This window comes from Nocardioides sp. cx-173, assembly GCF_021117365.1.
Classification (GTDB): domain Bacteria; phylum Actinomycetota; class Actinomycetes; order Propionibacteriales; family Nocardioidaceae; genus Nocardioides.
Window position 1 is genome coordinate 3,937,639 of record NZ_CP088262.1, and the last position, 24,939, is coordinate 3,962,577.

The window sequence follows — 24,939 nt, forward strand, 5'->3', positions numbered from 1 at the left end:
GGAGCGAGCCTCGAAACTCAGCCATCGGCCTTCTCCTGCTCGGTCTCGGTCTCCGCGCGGGAGGTGTCGGCCTGCTCGACCGCCTCGGTCTTCGTGTCGGCGGTCTCGCCGGTGCTTCCGCTCGCGTCCGAGGACGGGGCGGTCCAGCCGCGCTCGCGCGCGATCTCGCGGCCGGCCAGGCTGGCCGGGCCGGCGGAGGGGCCCTCGTCGGCCAGGCCGTCGGGGAAGCCCGCGAGCACGCGCTCGGCCTCGCGCCAGGTGCACAGCTTGGGACCGCGCGTGGAGTGGACCTCGTTGCCCGCGCGCAGGTCGTCGACCAGCTGGGTCGCCGACTGCGGCGTCATGTTGTCCATGAACTCCCAGTTGACCATCATCACCGGCGCGTAGTCGCAGGCCGCGTTGCACTCGACGTGCTCGAGCGTGATGCTCTTCAGCCCGGGGGCGTCCTCGGTGGTCTCGTCGTTGCCGACGTCGAGGTGCTCCTTGAGCCGCTCGAAGATCAGGTCGCCGCCCATGACCGCGCACAGCGTGTTGGTGCAGACGCCGACGTGGTAGTCGCCGACCGGCTTCCGCTTGTACATCGTGTAGAACGTCGCCACGCCGCTGACCTCGGCCGCGGTGAGCTCGAGGATCTCGGCGCAGGCCTCGATGCCCTCGGGGGTCACGCGGCCCTCGACGGACTGGACGAGGTGCAGCATCGGGAGCAGCCCCGAGCGCGGCTGCGGGTAGCGGGCCGCGATGTCGCGCAGCTCGCCGTAGGTCTCCTGGGTGAGACTCATCTGTCCACGCCTCCCATGACGGGGTCGATCGAGGCGATGGCGACGATGACGTCGGCGACCATGCCGCCCTCGCTCATCACGCTCGTGCCCTGAAGGTTGGTGAAGGACGGGTCGCGGTAGTGGACCCGGAACGGGCGGGTGCCGCCGTCGGAGACGATGTGCGCGCCGAGCTCGCCGCGCGGCGACTCGATCGGCACGTAGGCCTGGCCCGGCGGGACCCGGAAGCCCTCGGTCACCAGCTTGAAGTGGTGGATGAGGGCCTCCATCGACTCGCCCATGATGTGGCGGATGTGGTCGAGGCTGTTGCCCATCCCGTCGCTGCCGATCGCGAGCTGGCTCGGCCAGGCGATCTTCTTGTCGGCGACCATGACGGGGGCGCCCTCGAGGCCGGCCAGGCGATCGGCGGCCTGCTCGATGATCTTCAGCGACTCCCACATCTCGTTGAGCCGGATGCGGAAGCGCCCGTAGGAGTCGCACGTGTCCCACGTCTGGACGTCGAAGTCGTAGTCCTCGTAGCCGCAGTAGGGCTCGGTCTTGCGCAGGTCCCAGGCGTAGCCGGTGCTGCGCAGCACCGGGCCGGTGATGCCGAGCGCGAGGACGCCCTCGAGGTCGAGGTGGCCGACGCCCTCGAGGCGGGCCTTGAAGATCGGGTTGGCGTTGCAGAGCGCGGCGTACTCGGGCAGGCGCTTCTTCATCAGGGCCACGAAGCCGCGGATCTCGTCCAGCGCGCCCGGGGGCAGGTCCTGAGCGACGCCGCCGGGGCGGATGAACGCGTGGTTCATGCGCAGGCCGGTGATCAGCTCGAACAGGTCCAGCACCAGCTCGCGCTCGCGGAACCCGATGGTCATCACCGTGAGCGCGCCGAGCTCCATGCCGCCGGTGGCGATGGCGACCAGGTGGGAGGAGAGCCGGTTGAGCTCCATGAGCAGGACCCGCATGACGCTGGCCTTCTCGGGGATCTGGTCCTCGATGTCCAGCAGCCGCTCGACGCCGAGGCAGTACGTCGCCTCGTTGTAGAACGGGCTGAGGTAGTCCATGCGCGTGACGAACGTGGTGCCCTGCACCCAGGAGCGGAACTCCATGTTCTTCTCGATGCCGGTGTGCAGGTAGCCGATGCCGCAGCGGGCCTCGGTGACCGTCTCGCCCTCGAGCTCGAGGATCAGGCGCAGCACGCCGTGCGTCGAGGGGTGCTGCGGGCCCATGTTGACGACGACCCGCTCGTCGGCGTCCTCGGCGAGCCCCTCGGCGATCTGGTCCCAGTCCTGGCCGGTGACGGTGAAGACCCGGCCCTCGCTGGTCTGGTTGGTGCCCGCGTAGATGTCCTGAGTCATTAGTTGTACGACCTCCGCTGGTCCGGCGGCGGGATGGTGCCGCCCTTGTACTCGACGGGGATGCCGCCCAGCGGGTAGTCCTTGCGCTGGGGGTGGCCCGGCCAGTCGTCGGGCATGAGGATGCGGGTGAGCGCCGGGTGGCCCTCGAACACGATCCCGAACATGTCGAAGGTCTCGCGCTCGTGCCAGTCGAGGGTCGGGTAGACCGCGACCAGCGAGGGGATCGTCGCGTCGCCGTCGGGGACGCTGACCTCGAGACGGATGCGGCGGTTGTAGGTCATCGAGAGCAGGTGGTAGACCGCGTGCAGCTCGCGACCGGTGTCGTCGGGGTAGTGCACGCCGCTCACCCCGGAGCAGAGCTCGAAGCGCAGCGCGGGGTCGTCGCGCAGCGTCTGCGCGACGTGGCGCAGCTCCTCGCGGCTCACGTGGAAGGTGATCTCGCCGCGGTGGATCACGACGTGCCCGAGGCGACCCTCCAGGACGTCGGCGACCTCGTCGAACCAGCCACCGTAGGGGCGCTGGGCGGGGCCGGGGAACACGATCGGGGCGACCAGACCGCCGTACCCGCTGGTGTCGGAGGTGCCGGCGGCGCCGAACATGCCCTTGCGCACGCCGACCGCCGTCACCTCGCCGGGGGCGGCCGGGACGTTCTCCGGGGACTGCTCGACGGCCGGCTGCTCCGGGCCCTTGGGCTCGGGTACGACGTCCTTGTGGTCCTCGCTCATCGCAGCTGGCCCCGCATCGCCGAGGTGGGCAGCGCGTTGAGCGCCTCGGTCTCGAGGGTCTCGATCTCGGCCAGCCGGTTGACACCGAGCTTGGTCGACTGGACCTGGTCGTGGAGCTTGAGGATCGCGTCGATCAGCATCTCCGGGCGCGGGGGGCAGCCGGGGAGGTACATGTCCACGGGGACGATGTGGTCGACACCCTGGACGATCGCGTAGTTGTTGAACATGCCGCCGCTGCTGGCACAGACGCCCATGGCGAGGACGTACTTGGGGTTCGGCATCTGGTCGTAGATCTGCCGCAGCACCGGGGCCATCTTCTGGCTCACCCGGCCGGCCACGATCATCAGGTCGGCCTGGCGGGGGCTGGCACGGAAGACCTCCATGCCGAAGCGGCCCAGGTCGTACTTGGGGCCACCGCTGGTCATCATCTCGATGGCGCAGCAGGCCAGGCCGAACGTGGCGGGCCAGAAGGAGGCCTTGCGCATGTAACCGGCGACGCCCTCGACCGTGGTCAGGAGCACGCCGCTCGGGAGCTTCTCCTCGATTCCCATCAGAGGCGTCCTTTCTGCGGTCGAGGCAGGTCGTGAAGTGCGGGCATCGTGACTCTCAGTCCCATTCGAGGCCGCCGCGACGCCACACGTAGGCGTAGGCCACGAAGACGGTGGCGATGAAGATGACCATCTCGACGAGACCGAACAGGCCCATCGCGTCGAAGTGCACCGCCCATGGGTAGAGGAAGATGATCTCGATGTCGAAGACGATGAACAGCATCGCGGTGATGTAGTACTTCACCGGGAACCGCCCGCCGCCGACCGGCTGCGGGGTGGGCTCGATGCCGCACTCGTAGGAGTCGAGCCGGGCGCGGTTGTAGCGCTTGGGGCCGACGAACGGGCTCATCGCCACGGAGCCGATCGCGAACAGTGCCGCGATGATGGCCAACGCCAGTACCGGCGTGTAGAGCTCCATCCGCAGTCCCTTCCCTGGTGCCTGGCGCGCCGTCGGTTGTGACTTTGTGAAGCGAATCACGAGGTGGCGCACCGCACATCTTGCCACTCGTCGGCGCGCGCGTCACACCCAGGGCTGCCGGGCCGCAAACCGGTCCTCACCTGGCCATTTAGCGCACGTGGCGCTTGCCTAATTGGGTCGACGGCCTGACCTGCGAAGAGGGCCCCGCGTCGACGTTCCTGGGCGTGCTTGGTGCCCTACTTCACGCGCGTTTCGCGCGCCGAGCGACTACCGGGTGGCGCGGTGCAGGGCGACGATGCCGCCGGAGAGGTTGCGCCATTCGGGAGCCTGCCAGCCGGCGGCGGTGACCAGCTCGGCGAGGCGCTGCTGGTCGGGCCAGGCGCGGATGGACTCGGCGAGGTAGACGTAGGCGTCGGGCGAGGACGAGACCGCGCGCGCGATCGGCGGCAGCGCCTTCATCAGGTACTCGATGTAGACGGTGCGGAAAGGCGCCCAGGTGGGGTGGCTGAACTCGCAGACGACCAGGCGGCCGCCCGGCCTCGTGACCCGCAGGAGCTCGGCGAGACCGGCGGCGGGGTCGACGATGTTGCGCAGGCCGAAGGAGATCGTCACGGCGTCGAACGTCGCGTCCGCGAACGGCAGCCGGGTCCCGTCGCCCGCAGTGAACGGCAGGTGCGGGCGCGCGCGCTTGCCGACCTGGAGCATGCCCAGGGAGAAGTCGCAGGGGACGACCGCCGCGCCGCGGTCGGCGAACGGCTGGCTCGAGGTCCCGGTCCCGGCCGCGAGGTCGAGGATCCGCTCGCCGGGCTGCGGGTCGACGGCGGCGATCACGTCGCGGCGCCAGCGCCGGTCCTGCCCCAGGGACAGGACGTCGTTGGTCACGTCGTAGCGGCGCGCGACGGCATCGAACATCCGGCGTACGTCGGTGGGTTGCTTGTCGAGCTCAGCGCGGGCCACCCGCAGAGCGTACGGGGGGACCGCCGTCGGGCCGCAGGCGGTAACGGGTTGGTCACAACCGGCGATTCTCGGCCGCGCCTGGCAACCAGTGCGGCCGGAGAGGCGTCCCCTGAGTACCAACCCCACCAGATCGCAAAGGTCCCGCCATGTTGTTCGCCCGCCGCCTCGTGATGATCGTCGTCGCCGCCGCGCTGCTGTCCGGTGCTGCCCTCGGCGTGGGGTGGGCGAGCCGCTCCGCCGAGGCGCCACGCTCGGCTCCTCGGCTGGAGCGACCGGTCGAGACGCCCCTCGAGCCGGCACGCCGCGACCCGACGCCGTCACCGCAGGCGCCGGCCCCCTCCCCCCAACCCGAGGTCACACCCGAGCCGCCCGCGCTCCGGCCCGGGCCGCGGCTGCTGGGCAGCGGCGACGAGGGCGACCGGGTGCGCGACCTGCAGGCCCGGCTGCGGCAGATCGACTGGTTCGAGGGCGACGTGACCGGCTTCTACGGCGACGTCACGGTGGCCGCCGTACGCGGCTTCCAGGCCAAGCGCGAGATCCCGGTGACCGGCGAGGTGGACCGCCGCACGCTGGGTCGCCTGCACGGCATGACCACCTCGCCGACGGCGGCCGAGCTCGCCAACCAGCTCGGCGGCAACACCCCCGGCGCGCTGGACCGGCGCTGCCTGACCGGCCGGGTGCTCTGCATCGACAAGACCAGCAGCACGCTGCGCTGGGTCGTCGACGGCCGGGTGCTCAAGACGATGGACGCACGGTTCGGCGGCGCGGCGACCCCCACCCGCGAGGGGCTCTTCCAGGTCACCTACAAGAGCCGCGACCACGTCTCGAGCCTGTACGAGACCTCGATGCCGTTCGCCATGTTCTTCTCGCGCGGGCAGGCCGTGCACTACTCACCGGACTTCGCCGCCGTGGGCTACGACGGCGCCTCCCACGGATGCGTCAACATCCGTGACCACGACGGGGTGGCGTGGCTCTACGACCAGGTGCGTGTCGGCGACGAGGTCGTCGTCTACCGGTCCTGACCCGCGGCTCAGTCGGCGAGGCCGTCCAGGAGCTCGACGGCCTCGTCGGCGTCCAGGCCGCGGCCGTAGAGCTGGTACGTCGCGTTGCCGGAGCCCACCTGGCACTGGATCGCCGCCGGCGACTCGCCGTCGGGGATCTCCTGGCCCTCCGGGACCGGCTGCTCGTAGTAGCGCGCACAGACGCCGTCGCCGGCGCTCACCAGGTCGGTGATGTTGCGCTCGAAGTTGACGTAGGACGGGTCGAACGGCGGGCCGTTGGGCAGGAACGGGCCGGCGGGCTGCTCCACCACCGTGATCGTGACCTGGGTCTCGAGGCTCTCGTCCTGGTAGGTGCGGATCTGCGCGGGTGCGTCGAACAGCTCCTCCAGCAGCTCGGCGCCCGACTCGTTGATGCCGCGCTGGCGCTCGGCGAGGTCCGCGGCCGCGTCGGCGTTCTCGCCCGTCACGTCGTCGGCCTCCAGCTCGACGGCGCGCAGTCCCCCGGGCAGCGTGTCGGGCAGGTCCACCGGACCCGCGGTCGCCTTCGGCAGCAGCACCGCGAACGCCACGAGGAGCGCCAGGATCACCAGGCCGACGAGGGAGCCCACGACGAAGGGACGGGCGGTGCGGGGGGATGCGGTCACCCGGTGACGTTACCCACGTGGTGCCCGCTCCGGCCAGCCGCTGGGTAGTCTCGACCGCGTGACAAGCCCTGCTGCCCCGACGGGTCCCGCACCGTCGCTGGTCGCGCGCACGGTGCCCCTCGACCTGTCCTCGGCGACCTCCCTTGCCTCCCTGCTGCCCGCCGACCACCCGGTGGCCTGGCTGCGGCGCGGGGACGGGCTCGTCGGCTGGGGCCAGGCCGCGGTGGTGCGCTCGAGCGGACCGACCCGCTTCTCCGACGCCGACAAGTGGTGGAGCGAGACCATCGCGCGCGCCGACGTCGTCGACGACGTCGGGGAGCCCGGGACCGGTCCGGTGTGCTTCGGGTCCTTCGCGTTCGACGACGTGCCCGGCGACTCGGTGCTCGTCGCCCCGCGGGTGGTCGTCGGCCGTCGCGGCGACCGCGCGTGGCTCACCACGATCTCCACGACCGGCGCACCCGCCACCGTCCCCCCCGTGGGGCCGGCCGAGCCGCCCCTGCCGCCGACCGCCGTCTCCTTCGCCGACGGCGCGCTCAACGGCGAGGAGTGGATGTCGGTCGTCGCCGACGCGGTCGCCCGGATCAACGCCGGCGACCTGGAGAAGGTGGTGCTCGCCCGTGATCTCGTCGTGCGCGCGGACGGGCCGATCGACGTGCGCTGGCCGGTGCACCGGCTGACCGAGTCCTACCCCATGTGCTGGACCTTCCACGTCGACGGCATGTTCGGCGCCACCCCGGAGATGCTGGTGCGCCGCGAGCGGGGCCTGGTCACCTCCCGGGTCCTGGCCGGCACCATCCGGCGCACCGGCGACGACGAGCGCGACCTCGCGCTCGCCGCCACCTTGGCCCGGTCTTCGAAGGACCTCGAGGAGCACGAGTACGCCGTCCGCTCCGTCGCCGACGCGCTGGAGCCGCACTGCTCGTCGATGAACGTCCCCGAGGCGCCGTTCGTGCTGCACCTGCCGAACGTCATGCACCTGGCGACCGACGTCAACGGCGTGGTCCACGACGCCGCGACCGTCTCGTCGCTGCAGCTCGCCGAGTCGCTGCACCCCTCGGCGGCGGTGGGCGGCACGCCCACGAGCGTCGCCACCGACCTCATCGACGAGATCGAGGGCATGGCCCGTGGGCGCTACGCCGGCCCGGTGGGCTGGATGGATGCCAACGGCGACGGCGAGTGGGGCATCGCCCTGCGCTCCGCCGAGGTCGTCGGCGACACCGTCCGGCTCTTCGCCGGCTGCGGCATCGTCGCCGACTCCGACCCCGCCGCCGAGCTCGCCGAGGCCCAGGCCAAGTTCGTGCCCGTCCGCGACGCGCTCGCCGGGGGCTGACGGACGACTCCCGGCTCCCCCGGGCCGGCGCTACAGGTCGGCGCCGTCGGCGAGCCGGAGGAACTCCTGGCCGTCGCCGAGCAGGTTGCCCATGTGCTGCTCGACCATCCCGAGGCCGACCTCGGAGTAGACCCGGTCGTGGATGGCCAGGCTGCGCGGGGCGCCGACGGCGCGGACGAAGTCGACGGCCTCGCTCAGCTTGAGCCACGGCGCGGAGGCGGGGGCCAGCAGCAGGTCGACGGCACCGTCGGGCACGGTCAGGGCGTCGCCGGGGTGGTAGACGGTCGTCTCGCCCACGCTGAGCAGGTAGCCGCTGTTGTGGATGCGCGGGTAGTCCTCGTGAATCACCGCGTGCAGCTCCCCCACGGCGCGCACCGGCAGCCCGGCGTCGAAGGCCTCCCCGGGCGCGACGACCGTGAGCCGCTCGGCCAGGTCCGGGGCGTCCTCACGCAGCCGCGCCGCGACCGCCTCGATCGTGAAGACGGGCGCGTCGCCGGCCCGCAGATGGTCGGGGAAGTAGTGGTCGGGGTGCTCATGGGTGATGAGGATGGCGCTCGCCCCGTCGACGGCCTCGGCGTCGGTGAACACGCCGGGGTCCAGCACGACGACCGCGCCCTCGTGCTCGATCCGCACGCAGGCATGCCCGAACTTCGTGATCCGCATGGGCCGACTCTATCTAGGCTGGGTCTCGTGCCCTTGCCCTCCGACGTCGTCGTCCGCCCCGCCACCCCGTCCGACGCACCGGCCCTCGCGCACCTGCACCTCGATGTCTGGGACGACGCCTACACCGGCCTCATGCCGCAGCCGATCCTCGACGAGCGGCGTACGACACTCGACGAGCGGGTGGCCCGGTGGCGCGCGATCCTCGAGGAGGGCGGGCCGACGCCCACGCTCCTCGCCGTCGGGCCCGACGGGCTGATCGGCTTCGTCTCCGCCGGACCGGGCCGCGACAACGACGTGGACATCGAGCTCGAGCTGAAGGCGCTGTACGTGCGCAAGGAGTGGTGGGGCACCGGCGTCGGGTACGTGCTGTTCGAGGAGGCGGTCGGCGACCGAGCGGCGTACCTGTGGGTGCTCGCCGGCAACACCCGGGCCATCGCGTTCTACGAGCGACAGGGCTTCCGGCTCGACGGGACCGAGGACGAGCACGACGAGGGGCGACACGTGCGGATGGTGCGCGCGGGCACCTGACCTACGCCGTGAGGTGGTGCACGTAGCACCACCGCCAGTCCTCGCCGGGCTCGGCGGACTGCATCACCGGGTGCGAGGTCTCGTGGAAGTGCTCGGTGGCGTGCTGCCCGGGCGAGGAGTCGCAGCAGCCGACCGTGCCGCAGGTGAGGCACTGGCGCAGGGCCACCCAGCGGGTGCCGTCCTCCAGGCAGCGCGCGCACTCGGGGTCGGCCGGCGTCGGCACCACCGACGTCGAGCGCAGGTGCTCGCACTGCTCGCCCATCCGGCGGCCCGCCGTGGCGCGGATGTTCTCCCGCTCCTGAGTGGCGTTGTCGAGCATCGACTCCTCGACGTCGAGCAGCGCGAGCACGTCGGCGACGATGTCGGAGGCGACCGTGCCGGAGGAGCGGATCTCCAGGACCCGGCGGCGCTCGGCCTCGATCATGTCGAGGCGGATGCGCGCGTACAGGTCGCTCGGGCTCTCCTGGTCCGCGGTGGTGCCGAGCCGCTCCCAGGCCGCGAAGTTGCGCTGGTCGATGCGCTGGCGGATGAGATCCACGACGTGGTGCGGGTCGTCGTACTCCAGCTGCTGGAGCTGCTCGAAGCCCGCCTTGGAAGCCTGCTGGAGCAGGGTGGCCCTGGCGAGCGCGTCGTCGGTCGGGTCCGGCGCGGGCACCTCGAGCCACCGGGCCAGCCAGGGCAGCGAGAGCCCCTGGACGAACAGCGTGCCGGCCACCACGGTGAACGCGATGAGCAGCAGGACCTCGCGGTGCTCGGTCTCCGGAGGGATGAGGAACGCCGCGGCCAGGGTGACGACACCGCGCATGCCGGCCCAGCCGAGGACGACCGTGAACGACCAGGGCGGCACCCTGCCGGTGACCAGGTCCGGCCCCGGCCGGACCAGGAGGTAGCGGGTGACGAAGACCCACACCATGCGCAGGACGATGACCCCGACCAGGGTCGCGGCGCAGACCGCCACGATCCGCTCCGGCGACAGGTCGCTGCGCCCCACGTCGCGCAGGAGCCACTCCGCCTGCAGGCCGATCAGCAGGAACACCGCGTTCTCCAGCAGGAACGCGATCGTGCGCCAGTTGACGCTCTCGGCGATGCGCGACTGGGCGGTCTGCACGATCGGCGCCTTGTGGCCGAGCAGGAGACCCGCGACGACCACCGCGATCACGCCGGAGGCGTGGACCCGCTCCGAGACCACGAACGCCGCGAACGGCACCACCAGGGAGATCGCGGTGTCGAGAATCGGGTCGGTGATCCGCTTGCGCAGGCCGGCGACGACCAGGAAGAAGCCGACCCCGATGGCGACGCCACCGCCGGCGGCCACGGCGAAGTCGGCGGCCACCCCCCAGGTGGTGATGCCCTCGTGGTGCGACGCCCCCAGGCCGCCGGCCGCTATCGCCGTGCGCAGAGCCACGAGCGCGGTGGCGTCGTTGAGCAGGGACTCGCCCTCCAAGATGGTGACGATGCGTCGCGGCAGCCCGATCCGGCGAGCGATCGCGGTGGCCGCCACCGCGTCTGGCGGCGCGACGACGGCGCCGATGGCGAACGCCGCCGGCCACCCGATGCCCGGGATCAGGGAGTGCACCACGGCTCCGATGCCGGCGGTCGTGAACACCACCAGGCCCACCGACAGCAAGAGGATCGTGCGGCGGTTGGCGTTGAAGTCGACCAGAGACGTCTGGATGGCGGTGGCGTAGAGCAGCGGCGGCAGCAGCCCCAGCAGGACCACCTCGGCCCCCAGGTGGACCTCCGGCATGCCGGGCACGTACGACGCCGCGACACCGACGGCGATCAGGGCCAGCGGCGGCGGCAGGTCGACCCGCTCGGACAGGGCCGTCACCGCCAGCACCGTCACGGCGAGGGCGACCAGGAAGAAGGCGATCTCCATGGTCAGCGGTCCGCGCGCGCCGGGTCGGTCGGGTGCCGGCCCAGGCCCTCGAGCTCCTGGATCAGCGATCGGGCGTCGTGCGGGCCGAGGACCCGCAGGTCGCCGACGAAGAAGGTGGGCGTGCCCCGGACCCCGCTGGCGTCCGCGCTGGCCACGTCGCGGCGGATGTGCTCGGCCAGCCGCTCCGACTCCAGGTCACGCACGAACCGCTCGACGTCGAGGCCCAGGTCGGCGGCGTAGCCGATGAGGTCCTGGAGCTCGAGCTCGTCCTGCCGCCGGAAGAGCAGGTCGTGCATGTCCCAGTAGCGGCCCTGGGCGCCCGCGGCCTCGGCGGCCATGGCCGCCAGCTCGGCGTGGGGGTGCACGACCAGGGGCAGGTGGCGGGCGACGTAGCGCAGCCGGTCGCCGAAGTGCCGGCGCACCTCCTCGGCGGCCCCCGTGGCCTTGGCGCAGAACGAGCACTCGAAGTCGAGGTACTCCACCAGCGTGAGGTCGGCGTCCACCGGGCCGCGGATGTGGTCGTGGCCGGGGTCGACCGGGTCGCTCAGGACCCGGGGCAGCGCGGCGTCGTGCTGGCCGAGGAACCGCGCGGCGAAGCGGAAGAGCAGCCAGCCAGCGGCGCTCGCGAGCACCGCCGCCAGCAGCACCCCCACCGTCGCCTGGGCCCGCAGCGCCTCGGTGTCGAGCGCGAGACCGACGATCAGCAGCGAGACGGTGAACCCGATCCCCGACAGCGCGCCACCCGCGATGACGTGACCGGTGCCCACCCCCTGGGGCAGCCGCCCGAGCCCGAGCCGCACCGACCCGAGCGCGCCCAGGCCGATGCCGACGGTCTTGCCGACGACGAGGCCGACGACGACGCCCCACGTCAGCGAGGACCGCAGCGCCTCGCCCAGGACGCCGTCGCGGAGGTCTACCCCGGCGTTGGCGAGCGCGAAGACCGGGACGACGACGTAGCTGGTGAAGCCGTGCAGGCCCTCCTGCAGCCGCTCGTTGACCGAGATCACCCGGGTCAGGCCCTGGCGCGCGAGGCGCTGCACCTCGGGCATCGGCGACTGCCGGAAGGCGCGGAACTGCGACGCGGCGGTGTCGACCAGTCCGCGCGAGGGCTCCAGCGCGGGGATCAGCAGGCCGGCCAGCATGCCGGCGATGGAGGCGTGCAGCCCGGACTCGAGGGTGGCCAGCCACAGCACGAGCACCACGACGACGTACGGCGCGGAGCGCCACTCTCCGACGCGCGCGAGCACCGCGAGCAGGACCAGGCAGACCGCCGCCACCGTGAGCGGCACGGTGTCGAGGGAATCGGAGTAGACCAGGCCGATCACGCTGACGGCGACGATGTCGTCGATGACGGTCAGCGTCAGCAGGAAGATCCGGAGCTGGGTCGAGACCGCCGGACCCACCAGGGCGAGGACCCCCAGCAGGAACGCCGTGTCGGTCCCGATCACGATCCCCCAGCCGCGGGCGGCCTCGCCGGAGGGGTTCAGTGCCAGGAAGAGCGCGGCAGGGACCAGCATGCCGATGACGCCCGCCACGAGCGGCACGGTCACGCGGCGTCGGTCGGTGAGCTCGCCGAGCGAGAGCTCGCGGCGCACCTCGAGGCCGATGACGAAGAAGAAGACCACCATGAGGCCGTCGTTGACCCAGTGATGCAGGTCCATGGAGATCCCGCTGGACCCGAAGGCCACCGACACCGTCTTGTGCCAGAGCGCCTCGTAGGAGCCCGACCACGGAGAGTTGGCCCAGACCAGGGCGACGAGGGCGGCGACCACGAGGATCCCGGCGCTGCCCGACTCGGTGCGGATGAAGGCCCGCAACGGGTGAGCGACCTGACGCTCCTCCTCCAGGTCCCCGTCGCTGCAGGGAGTCTGCGAGGCGGCCACGCCGCCAGCCTATCGGCACCCGCCGGCCCCGCCGAGGGCTCAGAGTGCGTCGGCCACGGCCTCGTAGGCGACGACGTAGTCCTGGAACGGCAGCATCTCCACGATCCGGGCCGCCTTCGCGCCCGTCCGCGCGCGGGGCACCTCCTCGAGCATCGCCACGAACTCCGCGTCCAGCCGCAGCAGCCGGTCCACCAACGGCCGTACGGCGCTCAGGTCCAGCCCCCGGACCTCCGCGTCGAAGTCGGCGATCGCCCCGCCCAGCCCCTGGGCGGCCTTCACGACCGCGGCGTGGTCGTTCGCCCCGAGCGCGGTCGAGTACGCCGCCGTGAACTGGTCGAGGTCGGCGTCCAGCTGCTCGAGCGCCGCCCGATAGGCCGCGACGTCCTGCGCCGGTGCACTCGGCGCGGCCTTCGGCGCGGTCAGCGCCGCCGCCGCGCCCGACGCCGGGTTCGGCCCGGCGGCGCCGTCGTCGCCACCCCCGCCGCCGCAGCCGGCGAGCAGGAGCAGGGCCACCGCCGCGACGGCCGGCCGAGTCAGGCGAGTGGGCATGGAGGGCACCAGATCCTCTGGACGAGCGGCTGGGAACCCGAGAACCTCCACAGTAGCGAGGGCGGGCGCTCTGCGGCAGGGGGCTCGGGAGGAGACCGGAAGAGCACCCTCAGGCGGTGAGTGCTCGGATCCGGGCGTCGAGGTCGCGGCGGTTGTCGCGTCGCACGCGCACCTCGACCACCTCGATCCCGCCGTTCGGCGAGGCCAGGGCCTGCTCGAGCTCCGGCAGACTGTCGACGCGCAGGTACGGCGTGCGGCTGGCGGCGCACAGGGCCGCGAGATCGACGCCGTGCGGGGTGCCGAACAGCCGCTCGAAGCCGGCCGCGTGCTCCGGCGCCCCCTGCTCGAGCATCGAGAAGATCGAGCCACCGTCGTCGTTGACGACCACGATCGTCAGGTCCGGGCGGGGCTCCTGGGGGCCGAGGACCAGCCCGTTGCTGTCGTGCAGGAACGTCACGTCGCCCATCAGCGCGAAGGTCGGGGCGTCGGAGTCGCGGCCCAGCGCCGCGCCGATCGCCGTCGACACCACGCCGTCGATGCCCGAGAGCCCGCGGTTGGCGATCGTCTTGCGCCGGCTGCCGACCGGGTAGGGGCGCACCATCAGGTCCAGGTCGCGGATCGGGCTCGACGCACCGACGACGAGCTGCCCTCCGGGCGGCAGCGCCCGGCTGACCGCCCCCGCCACCTCGTACGGCGTGAGGTCCGGCTCGGCGGCCAGCAGGGCGTCGAGCCGGCGGGACACGTCGCGGTCGGCGGCCCGCCACTCCTCGAGCCAGCCCGTGGCGTCCGGGCCGGGGACCGTGAACGCGGCGGCGGTGTGCGCCACGTCGTAGGGCCGCTCGGCCCAGGCCCCCCGCGCCGGCACCGAGCACACCTCGACGTCCTCGCGGCCCAGGAGCCGGGTGACCGGGCGCGAGAGGGTGGGGCGGCCGAAGACGACGACCCGCTCGATGCGGCGCCCCAGGTCGGTGTCGAGCAGCAGCCGGTAGCAGCGCAGGGCGTGCTCGCCGGTGCGGGAGCCGCTGGTCGGCTCGGCCAGCAGCGGCCAGCCGGCCGCCTCGGCGAGCTGGCGGGCCGCCTGGGCCGCGTCGTCCCCGGCCACCACCACGGTGCGGGGGCCGAGCGGCAGCGAGCTCGCTTCCGCGCCGGGCGACGACCTCTGCCGCCCGGGGCTCGCCGGCGCCCAGGCGTCGTCCTCGGGGATGAGCGGGTCGTCGAGCTGGACGTTGAGGTGGGTGGGACCGTCGTCGTGGAGCACGACGTCGCCCGCGTCCGTGACGTCGAGCGTCGACACCAGGCGCCCGAAGACCCCGACCTGGTCGGTCGTCTGGTTGGCGTCGGTGCCCCGCAGCCGGGCCGGCCGGTCGGCCGTGACGAATACGACGGGCAGCCCGGCGTGGGCCGCCTCGAGCACGGCTGGGTGCAGGTTCGCGACGGCGGTGCCCGAGGTGCAGATCACGGCCGCGCGCGCGTGGCTGCGGGTCAGGCCGACGGCCAGGAAGCCGGCGCTGCGCTCGTCGATCCGGGTGTGCAGCCGCACCATCCCACCGTCGGCCGCGGCGAGCGCGGCGAACGACAGCGGCGCGTTGCGAGAGCCGGGCGCGACGACGATCTCTTTGACCCCGGCCGCCAGCAGCGCCGTCACGACGCCGCGGGCGAGCTCGGTCGACGGGTTGGTCACGAGCGACGATCCTGCCGCAGCGCCCGGACCTCGGCCAGCCGGGCCTCCCAGTGCGCCACCCGGTCCGGCGCCGCGGCGACGGCCGCCAGCAGCGCCTCGTCGACGGGCGGCACCCCGACCCGGAGCGCACCCTGGACCGGCAGCAGCGAGTCGGCCACCACGTCGCGCGTGAACATCTGCACGGTCGCGAGCCCGCACGCGTAGGGCAGCTCGGGCAGCGCAGCAGCGAGCGCCACGCCCGCGGCGATGCCGACCGAGGTCTCCAGGGCGGACGACACCACGACGGGCAGCCCGATGTCCTCGGCGATCCGCAGGCAGGCGCGCACCCCGCCGAGCGGCTGCACCTTGAGCACGGCGATGTCCGCGGCCTCGAGGTCGCGCACGCGGTAGGGGTCGGCGGCCCGGCGGATCGACTCGTCCGCGGCGACGGGCACGCCCACGCGGCGGCGTACGGCGGCCAGGTCCTCGACGCTCGCGACCGGCTGCTCGACGTACTCCAGCCCACCCGCGGCCCGGTCCAGCGCCGCGACCGCGGCGACCGCGTCGTCGACCGACCAGCCGCCGTTGGCATCGACGCGCACGGCGCCACCGGCTCCCAGGGCGTCGCGCACCGCCTCGACCCGCGCCTGGTCGTCGGCCAGGGACTGGCCCGGCTCGGCGACCTTGACCTTCGCGGTCGCGCACCCGCCCGCGCGCACGATCGCGTGGGCCTGCTCGGGCCCGACGGCCGGGACGGTCACGTTGACCGGGACCCGGTCGCGCACCGGAGCCGGCCAGTCCCCGGCCGCGGCCTCCTCGGCGCAGCGCAGCCACGGCTCGGCCACCTCGGCGTCGTACTCCAGGAACGGGCTCCACTCCCCCCACCCGGCGGCGCCGCGCAGCAGCAGCCCCTCCCGGACGGTGATCCCGCGAAAGCGGGTCCGCATCGGGATGCTGAAGACCTCGACGGCGCTCATGCGAGGTCCTGCAGCGCCAGCCGGTCGGGCTTGCCGTTGGCCAGCAGCGGCAGCGCGTCGAGGACGACGAGCTGGCGCGGCGCCCACGAGCGCGGGTGCCGCTCGGCCACGAAGTCGCGCGCCTCCTGCAGCGACAGGGAGCCGGCCACGAAGGCCACCACCCGGGTCCCCCACTCCTCGTCGGGGACGCCGAGCACCTCGGCGGCGGCGACGTCGGGGTGCTCGCGCAGGCGCGCGGCGACGGCGGCCGCGGGCACGTTGACGCCGCCGCTGACCAGCATGTCGTCGAGCCGGCCGAGCACCTGCAGGCGCCCGTCCTCGTCGAGGCGGCCGGCGTCGTTGGTGAGGTACCAGCCGTCGACGAGCGTCTGCTCGGTCAGCTCGGGGTCGCCCTCGTAGCCGTCGAAGAGCGTGGGGCCGCCGATCCGGATCCGGCCGCCCTCGCCGAGCGCCACCGCCACCCCGTCCAGGGGCAGCCCGTCGTAGACGCAGCCGCCGGCGGTCTCCGCGGCACCGTAGGTCGCGACCAGGTGCACGCCCTCGCCCTCGGCCCGGCGGCGCAGCGCCGGGTCGATCGGGCCGCCGCCGAGCAGGACCGTGTGGCAGGTGCGCAGCGCGGCGACCTGGTCGGGATCGTCCAGCGCCCGGTGCAGCTGGGTGGGCACCATCGAGGTGAACCACGTCCCCTCGCGCGGCCAGTCCGCGCCCAGCACCGGCTCGTGACCGGCGACGAGCGAGCGGCAGACGACCTGGAGACCCGCGACGTACGTCGGCGGCAGGGTCAGCACCCAGCGGCCGGTGGCGCCCACGCGGCGCGCGCTCGCGTCGACGGAGGCCAGCACCGCGCGCCGCGACAGCAGCACCCGCTTGGGCCGCCCGGTCGACCCGGAGGTCTCGACGACCCAGGGATCCGGCTCGCCCGGAGCCTCCAGCCAGCGGCGGAGCGCGGCGAAGCCTGACCCACCGTTGTCCATGTGCCCGACGGTAGTCGGGTGTGATCCGGCACCCGCAGCCACGTCGGCCTCCCACTCCCGCCGCGGCGGCCCGGCGCGCCCTGAGGTTGAATCACTGCTCGTGGCAACTCCCGCTCAGTGGCTCGCCGGCGCGCGGCCCCGCACCCTGCCCGCTGCCGTCTCTCCCGTCCTGGCCGGCACCGGCGTGGCGGCGTACGACGACGCGCTGGTGTGGTGGAAGGCGCTGCTCGCCCTGGTGGTGAGCCTCGCGCTGCAGGTGGCGGTCAACTACGCCAACGACTACTCCGACGGCATCCGCGGCACCGACGACGACCGGGTCGGCCCGATGCGGCTGGTCGGCTCCGGCGCGGCCTCCCCCGGCGCCGTGAAGCGTGCCGCCTTCCTCGCCTTCGGCGTGGCCGGAGCCGCCGGCCTGGCGCTCGCCGCGACCACCGCCTGGTGGCTGGTCGCCGTGGGCGCCGTCGCCGTCCTGGCCGCCTGGTACTACACCGGCGGCAAGACCCCCTACGGCTACCTCGGTCTCGGCGAGGTCATGGTCTTCGTGTTCTTCGGGCTGGTCGCCGTGGTCGGGACGACGTACGTCCAGACCGAGGGCTGGCACTGGGCCGCGCTCTACGCCGGCGTGGGCGTCGGGGCGCTCGCCTGCGCGATCCTGGTCGTCAACAACCTGCGCGACATCCCGACCGACACCGTGGCCGGCAAGCGCACGCTCGCCGTACGTCTCGGTGCGGCCCGCACCCGCGGCCTCTTCGCGCTGCTCGTCCTCGCCGCCGCGGCCGCCGTCGTCGCCGTCGCCGCCGCCACCACCTGGTGGGCCCTGGTCGGCCTGGCCTTCCTGGCCATCGTCCTGCCCGCCCTGCGCACCGTCCTCGCCGGCGCCGAAGGCCCCGCCCTCATCCCCGCCATCCAGCAGGTCGGCCTCTCCGAGCTCCTCTGGGCCGCCCTCGTCGCCGCCGCGCTCGTCGTGGGTGGGTGAGCAGGGTTATCAGCAGATGCTGATAACCCTGCCGTTCTGGGCGGCTATTTCGCCCCAGAAGGGCAGGGAACTGCCCGGAAGCTCCACGTGCCTGCTGGCGCGTCGAGCGGTGAGGACAACCAAGCGTCGGGTGCGGCGTACGCTTCAGGCATGTGGTTCCTGATCCTGGTCGCCCTGATCGTCGTCGGCGTCGTGGCCTACCGGATGCGCGTGCCGCTGCTGGCGCGGATCCTGGGCCAGTCCGAGGGCCGGGTCAACCGGCAGCTCAACCGCCGCAAGCGCTGACCGCTCGCCCGACCTAGGGCTGGTCGGAGGAGGTCGCGTCGTCGGCGTCCTCCTTGGTGCGCATCTCATCGAACCGCGCGCTGGCCGCGTTGGCGCGCGTCTCGACCCGGCGGGCGAACGCCTCGCGTGGCACGCTGAGGAGGAAGTAGGACCCGACGCCGCTGATGATGAACGCCATGACGACGGCCCAGACGATGGGAACCTCGTCGGAGACCGCGAACCAGATGCCGAAGACCAAGGCGAACGATCCGAGGAACAGGGCGAGCCGCAGACCGGTGTAGACCAGGAATTCCTTCACGTCTCCAGGGTAGTTCGTGGCCCTGCGTGACCAGGCGGGGCCTACTCTTGAAGCGTGCTCAAGTTCCTGCTCGTCGTGGCGATCTTCGCTGTGGCGGTCTACCTCGTCACCCGGCTCGCCCAGCAACGCGGCGCGGGCACCCGGCCGACGCTGCCGCGTCGCCGGCCGCCGGCCGCGCCCCCTCGGGTGATCGGACCCGACGACGACGAGGACTTCCTGCGCGATCTCGACCGCAAGCGACGCCACCCGGAGGACCCGGACGCCTGACGGCGCCGCAGCTACTGGGCCTTTCCCTGACGTTCTGGGCCGCAATTTCACCCCAGAACGTCAGGCTTATCAGCATCTGCTGATAACCCTGCCCAGCCTCAGGGCCGCGCCACCACCGTGACGATCTCGGCGTACGAATGCTGGCTGGTGGTGGAGAAGAAGTTGATCCCGATGAAGTTGAACCACAAGGTGGCGACGCCGACGAGGGCGAGGATCGCGGCGTTGCGGCCCTTCCAGCCCGCGGTGGAGCGGGCGTGCAGGTAGGCGGCGTAGACGACCCAGGTGATGAACGCCCAGACCTCCTTGGGGTCCCAGTTCCAGTACGACGACCACGCCTCGTGGGCCCAGATGGGCCCGGTGATCAGGACCGCGAAGGTCCACACCGGGAACGCGAAGGCGTGGATCCGGTACGACACCCGGTCCAGCGTCGGCAGCGACGGCACCCGCGCGAGCGGGCCGGAGGTGGCCTCGCCGCGCCGGTCCTTGACCAGGTACGCCGCCGACAGGATGCCGCCGAGGGTGAACGCCCCGGTGGCGATCACGGCCGAGACGACGTGGATCACCAGCCAGTAGGAGTTCAGCGCCTCGGTCAGCGGGGTGACCTCGCTGTGCAGCCAGATCACCGAGACCATCAGCGTGCTGAGGACGAACGCGGTCACGATCGGCGCCATCCACGCGAGGGAGAAGCGGCGGTAGAGCACCAGGTACATCACCGTCACCACGAAGGTGCCGGACACCGTGAACTCGTACATGTTGCCCCACGGGACCCGGTTGGGGTCGGCCGCGAGGCCGCGGGCCAGCAGCGCCACGAAGTGCACGGCGCCCGCCAGCCCCGTGAGCAGCAGCCCCAGGCGGCCGAACATCGCGACCCGGCGCTCCCGGCCGGCGGCGCGGTCCGGCCCGGTCTCGACGGCGACGGCACCCTCAGACGCGGCACCTGCAGCACCTGCGGACGCGCGCGCCGGCGCGGGCTCGCGCAGCGACGCCCACTCCACCAGGTGCGCCAGCAGGGCCAGGAAGTAGACGATCCCGGCTACCGCGACGGCCTGGTCGCTGAGGTTCTCCCACGCTGCGTCGGTCATGTGTCGGCCTTCTCCTCGTCGTGCGGTACGGCGGTCTGCAGGTCCGCGACCAGCTCCTCGAGCACCGGGACCACGTCCCCGCCACCGGAGCGGTCGAGCGCCGCGACCTCCACCATCGTGACACCCTCCTCGCGACGGGCGCGAACCCAGACCCGACGCGGGCGGATGAACAGCGACCCGAGCAGCCCGACCAGTGCCAGGACGACGCCGGCGAGCGCGACCTCCTTGCCCGGGCTCTGGCTGAACTGGATGCGCGTCCAGGGCCGCACCTCGTCGAAGGTCACGGTCCCGAGCCCGTCGGGCAGGGTCGCGGTCTCACCGAGCCCGAGGTCGAGCCGCAGCGGCTTGCCCTCGTCGTTCAGGACCTGCTCGGCGGCGTCCTTGTCGAGGTCGTAGACCGACTGCGGGCCGGAGTCCAGACCCAGGTCGCCGGTGTAGACCTGCATCGAGATCAGCGGGTTGGCGTCGTTGGGGTAGATCGTCGCGGGGTTGCCGTCGATCAGCTGGAAGGTGGGGTAGAACAGCCCCTCCAGCCCGACCTGCCCGGTCGGGGAGTCGGGGACCTTCACCACGCCGAACGACAGGAACGACTGGTCCTGCGGCAGGAACGGCACCGGCCCGCTGAACACCTCGTCGCCGTTGCCGTCCTTGACGGTGATGACCGGCGCGTACCCGTGACCGATCAGGAAGACGTCGGTGTCGCCGACGCTGAGCGGGTGGTTGACCCGCAGGTCGTAGGTCTTCTCCTCGGCCGTCGGCGACTCGCGGTAGGTCAGGCCCGCCTTGAACGCCCGCGCCAGCACGCCGCGCCGCGGGGTGTTCTGCCACTCGACGTCGAAGTCGTCGAAGGTGAAGACGAACGGGTCCATCTGGTCGGCCGAGAACAGCTGTCCGGGCTCGAAGTCGTCGTACTGGGTGAGCGTGTTGGTGAACGTCGAGCCCTCGACGATGATCGCGCCGCCGCGGAAGCCGAACAGCGAGCCCGCCGCGAACGCGACCAGCACGACCACCACCGACAGGTGGAAGAGCAGGTTGCCGACCTCGCGGAGGTAGCCGCGCTCGGCGCTGACCGCGTCGGTCCCCGGCTCGGCCGGGCGGAGCCGGTAGCCGCGCTTCTTCAGCACCGCGCGCGCGGCGTCCAGGACGTCGCCCGCCGGCGCGTCGCTCTCGTACGACGTGTGGTCGGGCAGGCGGGCCAGGTTGCGCGGCGCCGCGGGCGGGGCCGCCCGGATCGCGCGCAGGTAGACGAAGGTGCGCGGGATGATGCAGCCCACGAGGGAGACCATGAGCAGCAGGTAGATGGCCGAGAACCACGCGGAGTCGTAGACCGAGAACAGCTGGAGCCGCTCGTAGATGGGCGTGAGCGTCGGGTGCTCGTCCTGCCAGCGCGCCGTCTTCGAGGAGTCGACGCCCTCCTGCGGGATGATCGAGCCCGGCACCGCCGCCAGGGCCAGCAGCAGGAGCAGGATGAGCGCCGTCCGCATGGAGGTGAGCTGACGCCACAGCCAGCGGCCGAGCTCGCGGGGGGTGAGCTCGCCGGAGCGCCGCTCGGGCGCCTCCGGGGGCAGGGTCGCGGTCACACGCTCACCTCGAAGTCGCTGACCAGCTCGCTCTGGACCCACGTGACCGCGGTGTCCCACCAGCCGGTCACCAGCAGGACGCCGACCGCGACCAGCATCAGCCCGCCGACGCGGGTCACCCAGGCCTGGTGGCGGCGGACGAACGCGATCGCGCCCAGCGCCCGGCTGTAGAGCAGCCCCACCACGACGAAGGGGATGCCGAGGCCGAGCGCGTAGACGCCCGAGAGCAGCGCGCCCCGCCCGGCCGTGGCCTCGTTGAACGACAGCGCGCTGATGGCCCCGAGCGTCGGACCGATGCAGGGCGTCCAGCCGAGGCCGAACAGCACGCCGAGCAGCGGGGCCGCCGCCAGTCCGACGGCCGGCACCTTGTGGACGCGCCACTCGCGCTGCAGGAAGGGGACCAGCCCGGCGAAGGCCAGGCCGAAGAGGATGGTGAGGACCCCGAGGCCGATCGTGATCTCGTCCTGCCAGGTCCGCAGCCAGTAGCCGACCGACCCGATCGCCGTGCCGATCGCCACGAACACCGCGGCGAACCCGAGCACGAACAGCACCGAGCCGAGCACCATCCGCCCGCGGCGCGAGTCGCCCTCACCCGAGGCGAGGTCCGCGCCGGACAGGCCCGTGGCATAGGAGAGGTAGCCGGGCAGCAGCGGGATCACGCAGGGAGAGAAGAAGGAGACCAACCCGGCCACCAGGGCGACCGGCAGGGCGAGAGCGAGCGAGCCGCCGGCGGCCTGCTCCTGGAACCAGTCACCCATCGGCGGCCGCGGCCCCCTCGACCAGGGCTTCGAGCGTGGTCCGTGACGGGATGGGCCCGCTGATGAGCGACGCCACGCGGCCCTCGCGGTCCAGCACGACGGTGCTGGGCATCGAGCGCGGGAAGTACCGGGCCCCGAAGGCGAGCAGGGTCTCGCTGCCGGGGTCGTAGATGGAGGGGTAGGTGACGCCGTACTTGGTCTCGAACGTCCGCGCCTCCGCCTCGCTGATGTTGCGGATGTTGATGCCGACGAACGTCGCGTCCAGCTCCTCGGCCGCCTCGACCAGCATCGGCATCTCGGTGCGGCACGGACCGCACTGCGACCACCAGACGTTGACCACGACGACCTCGCCGCGCAGGTCCTCGAGGTCGAGCTCCTCGCCGTCGAGGGTCGTGCCGGACAGCTCGATCGGCGCCTCCCGGTCCTCGGCGGCCACCTCGGCCACGTTGTTGCCCTTGGTCCCGGGCACGTAGCCGCCCTCGCCGGTCCCCTGCAGTCCCGAGCAGCCGGTGGTCAGCCCCGCCGTCAGCAGGGCGACGAGGAGCGGTGCGGCGATACGGCGAAGCGAGGACATGTCAGGGCCGGTGCTCCTCGGGGGCGCCGCCGGCCGAGAACGGCGCCTTCTTGTCCGCGGTCGGGATCAGGTCGCCGGCCGGCTCGCTGTAGGAGACCTGGGTGAGCCGGTCGCCGACGAAGTGCAGCGACGTGAGCGAGGCCAGCGTGCACTGCCGCGAGCGCGGGTCGTGGAGGAACGAGCGCTTCTCGGCGTGCAGACGGGTGATCCAGATCGGCAGCTGATGCGACACCAGGACCGCCTCGTGCCCGGCCGCCGCCTCCCGGGCGTCACGGACCGCGGACATCATCCGGGCGACGACCTCGCGGTAGGGCTCCCCCCACGAGGGCTTCCAGGGGTTCCACAGGTAGCGCCAGTTCTTGGGGTTCTTCAGGGTGCCGTCGCCCTGCCCGAAGCGCTTGCCCTCGAAGACGTTGGTGGACTCGATGATCCGCTCGTCGGTGACGATGTCCAGGCCGCGCACCACCGCCAGCGGCTGCGCCGTCTCCTGGGCCCGCTCGAGCGGCGAGACCCGCAGGTGCACGATGTCGCGCCCCTTGATCGAGTCGGCGACCTTCTCCGCCATCTGCTTGCCCAGCTCGGAGAGGTGGAAGCCGTCGCGCCGGCCGTAGAGGACGCCGTCGGGGTTGTGGACCTCCCCGTGGCGCATGAGGTGGACGATCGTGTCGGGGGTCTGGCTCATCGGGCTCCTCGGGAGGCGGCGGCCGCTTCGGCCGCGGCGGGCAGGGCGTCGAGCACGGTCTGGACGGCGCGATCGTCGTGGGCGGAGGAGAGGAACCACGTCTCGTACGCCGACGGCGGCAGGTAGACCTGGCGGTCGAGCATCGCGTGGAAGAACGCGGCGTACGCCACCGTGTCGGTGCGCGAGGCGTCCGCGAAGTCGCGCACGGGGCCGTCGGCGGGGTCGGTGAAGAACACGGAGAACATGGTGCCCGTGCTCTGCACGACGTGCGGCACGCCGGCCGCGGTGAGCGCCTCGGCGACGCCCTCCTTGACGGTCTGCGCGGCGGCGCCGATCTGGGTGTACACCTCGTCGGTGGCCAGGCGCAGCGTGGTGAGCCCCGCGGTGGTCGCGATCGGGTTGCCCGAGAGCGTCCCGGCCTGGTAGACCGGCCCGTCGGGCGAGAGCTGGGACATGACGTCGGCGCGACCGCCGAACGCCGCGGCGGGGAAGCCGCCGCCCATCACCTTGCCGAACGTCACCAGGTCGGGGCGCCAGCCCTCGACCGCGCCGTCCAGACCCCACTGGCCCTGACGCGAGGCGCGGAACCCGGTCATGACCTCGTCGCTCACGAACAGCGCGCCGTGGCGCGTGCACGTCTCGGCGAGGAAGCGGTTGAAGCCGGGCTCGGGCGGCACGATGCCCATGTTGCCGGGGGCGGCCTCGGTGACCAGGCAGGCGATGCGGTCGCCGTGCTCGGCGAAGGCCCTCGTGACGGCGTCCCGGTCGTTGTAGGGCAGCACCAGGGTCAGCGCGGTGGACGACTCGGGCACACCTGGCGTCCCCGGCGTCGCGAACGCGACTCCCGAGGAGTCGGGGGACGAGGCGTCGCGACGAAGGGTGGCCAGGCCGGAGCCGGCGGAGGCCAGGAGGGAGTCGACGTGCCCGTGGTAGCAGCCGGCGAACTTCACGACGACGTCGCGGCCGGTGAACCCGCGCGCGAGCCGGATGGCCGACATGGTGGCCTCGGTGCCGGAGGAGACGAACCGCACCCGCTCGACCGGCGCCCGCGCGACGATCTCCTCGGCCAGCAGCACCTCGGGCTCGGTGGGGGTGCCGTACGACGTGCCCCGGCCGACCGCCGCCAGCACCGCGGCCTGGACCTCCGGGTGGGCGTGCCCCAGGAGCATCGGCCCCCACGAGCAGATCAGGTCGACGTACTCGTGGCCGTCGACGTCGGTGAGCCAGGCTCCGGCAGCGGAGCGGATGAAGCGCGGCGTGCCTCCGACGGCGTTGAACGCCCGCACCGGGGAGTTGACGCCCCCGGGCGTGACCGCACGCGCCCGCGCGAAGAGCGCGGCGGACTCGGGTGCTGGGGTGATGCTCACGCCTGCCATTGTCGCCGAGAGGGCCAACGAACGGGCATCGCCGCCCGCTCGCCCCCGGGGGCGACGTGATGCATTCCACTCCACCCGGTGTACGTCGTCACGGAACGGGCGCATACTCGGTTCATGCTCGGCGGCGTCGCCGCCACCGTGCGAAGCACGCCTCGCGAGGCGTAACTGCGTGTCACAACATTCGTTGGATTGGAACAGCCTGCGGGTGGGAAGCA

At 72.7% G+C, this 24,939-nt stretch carries 27 protein-coding genes; 6 read left to right on the plus strand and 21 right to left on the minus strand.

Translation table 11 applies throughout. The annotated features are described in order from the left end of the window. Nucleotides 1-17: 17 nt before the first annotated feature. The 6 genes from nuoE to LQ940_RS19280 all read right to left on the minus strand — a co-directional run bounded on the left by nuoE (nt 18) and on the right by LQ940_RS19280 (nt 4,758). Complete coding sequence (nuoE, locus tag LQ940_RS19255; RefSeq protein ID WP_231241608.1) at nt 18-779, minus strand: NADH-quinone oxidoreductase subunit NuoE; 762 nt, start codon at nt 777-779, stop codon at nt 18-20. Beyond that, on the minus strand, nt 776-2,110 hold the full coding sequence (locus tag LQ940_RS19260; protein WP_231241609.1) for an NADH-quinone oxidoreductase subunit D: 1,335 nt from the start codon (nt 2,108-2,110) through the stop codon (nt 776-778). The genes nuoE and LQ940_RS19260 overlap by 4 nt, the downstream gene beginning before the upstream one ends. Next, on the minus strand, nt 2,110-2,835 hold the full coding sequence (locus LQ940_RS19265; RefSeq protein ID WP_374229490.1) for an NADH-quinone oxidoreductase subunit C: 726 nt from the start codon (nt 2,833-2,835) through the stop codon (nt 2,110-2,112). The genes LQ940_RS19260 and LQ940_RS19265 overlap by 1 nt, the downstream gene beginning before the upstream one ends. Further along, on the minus strand, nt 2,832-3,386 hold the full coding sequence (locus tag LQ940_RS19270; RefSeq protein ID WP_231241610.1) for a NuoB/complex I 20 kDa subunit family protein: 555 nt from the start codon (nt 3,384-3,386) through the stop codon (nt 2,832-2,834). The genes LQ940_RS19265 and LQ940_RS19270 overlap by 4 nt, the downstream gene beginning before the upstream one ends. A gap of 55 nt (nt 3,387-3,441) precedes the next feature. Beyond that, a complete protein-coding gene (locus LQ940_RS19275; RefSeq protein WP_231241611.1) occupies nt 3,442-3,801 on the minus strand; it encodes an NADH-quinone oxidoreductase subunit A in 360 nt (119 codons plus the stop codon). A gap of 267 nt (nt 3,802-4,068) precedes the next feature. After that, entirely contained in the window at nt 4,069-4,758 is a 690-nt protein-coding gene (locus LQ940_RS19280; protein WP_231241612.1) for a demethylmenaquinone methyltransferase, read from the minus strand. Between the two features lie 146 nt (nt 4,759-4,904). Here LQ940_RS19280 and LQ940_RS19285 point away from each other — a divergent pair, with 146 nt between their 5' ends. Next, on the plus strand, nt 4,905-5,780 hold the full coding sequence (locus tag LQ940_RS19285) for a L,D-transpeptidase family protein (protein ID WP_231241613.1): 876 nt from the start codon (nt 4,905-4,907) through the stop codon (nt 5,778-5,780). An 8-nt stretch (nt 5,781-5,788) separates the two neighbouring features. Here the strand turns inward: LQ940_RS19285 and LQ940_RS19290 are convergent, their stop codons facing one another. Continuing rightward, entirely contained in the window at nt 5,789-6,403 is a 615-nt protein-coding gene (locus LQ940_RS19290; RefSeq protein WP_231241614.1) for a hypothetical protein, read from the minus strand. Between the two features lie 58 nt (nt 6,404-6,461). Here LQ940_RS19290 and LQ940_RS19295 point away from each other — a divergent pair, with 58 nt between their 5' ends. Next, nucleotides 6,462-7,733 (plus strand): isochorismate synthase, encoded by a 1,272-nt coding sequence (locus LQ940_RS19295; protein ID WP_231241615.1) that lies wholly within the window; start codon nt 6,462-6,464, stop codon nt 7,731-7,733. A gap of 30 nt (nt 7,734-7,763) precedes the next feature. Here LQ940_RS19295 and LQ940_RS19300 read toward each other — a convergent pair whose 3' ends face one another. Next, entirely contained in the window at nt 7,764-8,396 is a 633-nt protein-coding gene (locus tag LQ940_RS19300; protein ID WP_231241616.1) for an MBL fold metallo-hydrolase, read from the minus strand. Nucleotides 8,397-8,423: 27 nt separating this feature from the next. Between LQ940_RS19300 and LQ940_RS19305 the strand changes: the two genes are divergently transcribed. Next, the gene (locus LQ940_RS19305) at nt 8,424-8,924 is read left to right on the plus strand and encodes a GNAT family N-acetyltransferase (protein ID WP_231241617.1); all 501 of its coding nucleotides are present in this window, start codon (nt 8,424-8,426) and stop codon (nt 8,922-8,924) included. A gap of 1 nt (nt 8,925) precedes the next feature. Here the strand turns inward: LQ940_RS19305 and LQ940_RS19310 are convergent, their stop codons facing one another. The 6 genes from LQ940_RS19310 to LQ940_RS19335 form a co-directional block, all read right to left on the minus strand. Continuing rightward, a complete protein-coding gene (locus LQ940_RS19310; RefSeq protein WP_231241618.1) occupies nt 8,926-10,803 on the minus strand; it encodes a Na+/H+ antiporter in 1,878 nt (625 codons plus the stop codon). A 2-nt stretch (nt 10,804-10,805) separates the two neighbouring features. Further along, nucleotides 10,806-12,686 (minus strand): Na+/H+ antiporter NhaA, encoded by a 1,881-nt coding sequence (gene nhaA / locus LQ940_RS19315; protein WP_231241619.1) that lies wholly within the window; start codon nt 12,684-12,686, stop codon nt 10,806-10,808. Between the two features lie 39 nt (nt 12,687-12,725). Further along, complete coding sequence (locus LQ940_RS19320) at nt 12,726-13,235, minus strand: hypothetical protein (protein WP_231241620.1); 510 nt, start codon at nt 13,233-13,235, stop codon at nt 12,726-12,728. A 109-nt stretch (nt 13,236-13,344) separates the two neighbouring features. After that, the gene (gene menD, locus LQ940_RS19325; protein WP_231241621.1) at nt 13,345-14,916 is read right to left on the minus strand and encodes a 2-succinyl-5-enolpyruvyl-6-hydroxy-3-cyclohexene-1-carboxylic-acid synthase; all 1,572 of its coding nucleotides are present in this window, start codon (nt 14,914-14,916) and stop codon (nt 13,345-13,347) included. Further along, nucleotides 14,913-15,872, minus strand: a complete 960-nt coding sequence (locus tag LQ940_RS19330) for an o-succinylbenzoate synthase (protein ID WP_231241622.1) — start codon at nt 15,870-15,872, stop codon at nt 14,913-14,915. The genes menD and LQ940_RS19330 overlap by 4 nt, the downstream gene beginning before the upstream one ends. Continuing rightward, nucleotides 15,869-16,846, minus strand: a complete 978-nt coding sequence (locus tag LQ940_RS19335; protein WP_231241623.1) for an AMP-binding protein — start codon at nt 16,844-16,846, stop codon at nt 15,869-15,871. Before LQ940_RS19335 ends, LQ940_RS19330 begins: the two co-directional genes overlap by 4 nt. Nucleotides 16,847-16,946: 100 nt before the next feature. Here LQ940_RS19335 and LQ940_RS19340 point away from each other — a divergent pair, with 100 nt between their 5' ends. Continuing rightward, the gene (locus LQ940_RS19340; RefSeq protein ID WP_231241624.1) at nt 16,947-17,822 is read left to right on the plus strand and encodes a 1,4-dihydroxy-2-naphthoate polyprenyltransferase; all 876 of its coding nucleotides are present in this window, start codon (nt 16,947-16,949) and stop codon (nt 17,820-17,822) included. Nucleotides 17,823-17,972: 150 nt separating this feature from the next. Beyond that, nucleotides 17,973-18,107 carry a hypothetical protein gene (locus LQ940_RS21800; protein WP_269211149.1) on the plus strand — a complete coding sequence of 45 codons (135 nt, stop codon included), beginning with the start codon at nt 17,973-17,975 and terminating at the stop codon, nt 18,105-18,107. Between the two features lie 13 nt (nt 18,108-18,120). Here the strand turns inward: LQ940_RS21800 and LQ940_RS19345 are convergent, their stop codons facing one another. Then, a complete protein-coding gene (locus LQ940_RS19345) occupies nt 18,121-18,405 on the minus strand; it encodes a DUF4229 domain-containing protein (protein ID WP_231241625.1) in 285 nt (94 codons plus the stop codon). Between the two features lie 54 nt (nt 18,406-18,459). Here LQ940_RS19345 and LQ940_RS19350 point away from each other — a divergent pair, with 54 nt between their 5' ends. Then, entirely contained in the window at nt 18,460-18,672 is a 213-nt protein-coding gene (locus LQ940_RS19350; protein ID WP_231241626.1) for a hypothetical protein, read from the plus strand. Nucleotides 18,673-18,770: 98 nt separating this feature from the next. On the opposite strand, the gene ccsB is transcribed toward LQ940_RS19350, so the two are convergent. The 6 genes from ccsB to hemL are packed head-to-tail and all read right to left on the minus strand — an operon-like array spanning nt 18,771 to nt 24,724. Continuing rightward, nucleotides 18,771-19,754, minus strand: a complete 984-nt coding sequence (ccsB, locus tag LQ940_RS19355; RefSeq protein WP_231241627.1) for a c-type cytochrome biogenesis protein CcsB — start codon at nt 19,752-19,754, stop codon at nt 18,771-18,773. Further along, complete coding sequence (gene resB / locus LQ940_RS19360) at nt 19,751-21,334, minus strand: cytochrome c biogenesis protein ResB (protein ID WP_231241628.1); 1,584 nt, start codon at nt 21,332-21,334, stop codon at nt 19,751-19,753. The genes ccsB and resB overlap by 4 nt, the downstream gene beginning before the upstream one ends. After that, a complete protein-coding gene (locus LQ940_RS19365) occupies nt 21,331-22,092 on the minus strand; it encodes a cytochrome c biogenesis CcdA family protein (RefSeq protein ID WP_231241629.1) in 762 nt (253 codons plus the stop codon). Before LQ940_RS19365 ends, resB begins: the two co-directional genes overlap by 4 nt. After that, nucleotides 22,085-22,666 carry a TlpA family protein disulfide reductase gene (locus tag LQ940_RS19370; RefSeq protein WP_231241630.1) on the minus strand — a complete coding sequence of 194 codons (582 nt, stop codon included), beginning with the start codon at nt 22,664-22,666 and terminating at the stop codon, nt 22,085-22,087. Before LQ940_RS19370 ends, LQ940_RS19365 begins: the two co-directional genes overlap by 8 nt. Nucleotide 22,667: 1 nt before the next feature. Next, complete coding sequence (locus LQ940_RS19375) at nt 22,668-23,348, minus strand: histidine phosphatase family protein (protein ID WP_231241631.1); 681 nt, start codon at nt 23,346-23,348, stop codon at nt 22,668-22,670. Further along, nucleotides 23,345-24,724, minus strand: coding sequence for a glutamate-1-semialdehyde 2,1-aminomutase (gene hemL / locus LQ940_RS19380; RefSeq protein ID WP_374229494.1), 1,380 nt, complete (start codon nt 24,722-24,724; stop codon nt 23,345-23,347). Before hemL ends, LQ940_RS19375 begins: the two co-directional genes overlap by 4 nt. Nucleotides 24,725-24,939: the final 215 nt, after the last annotated feature.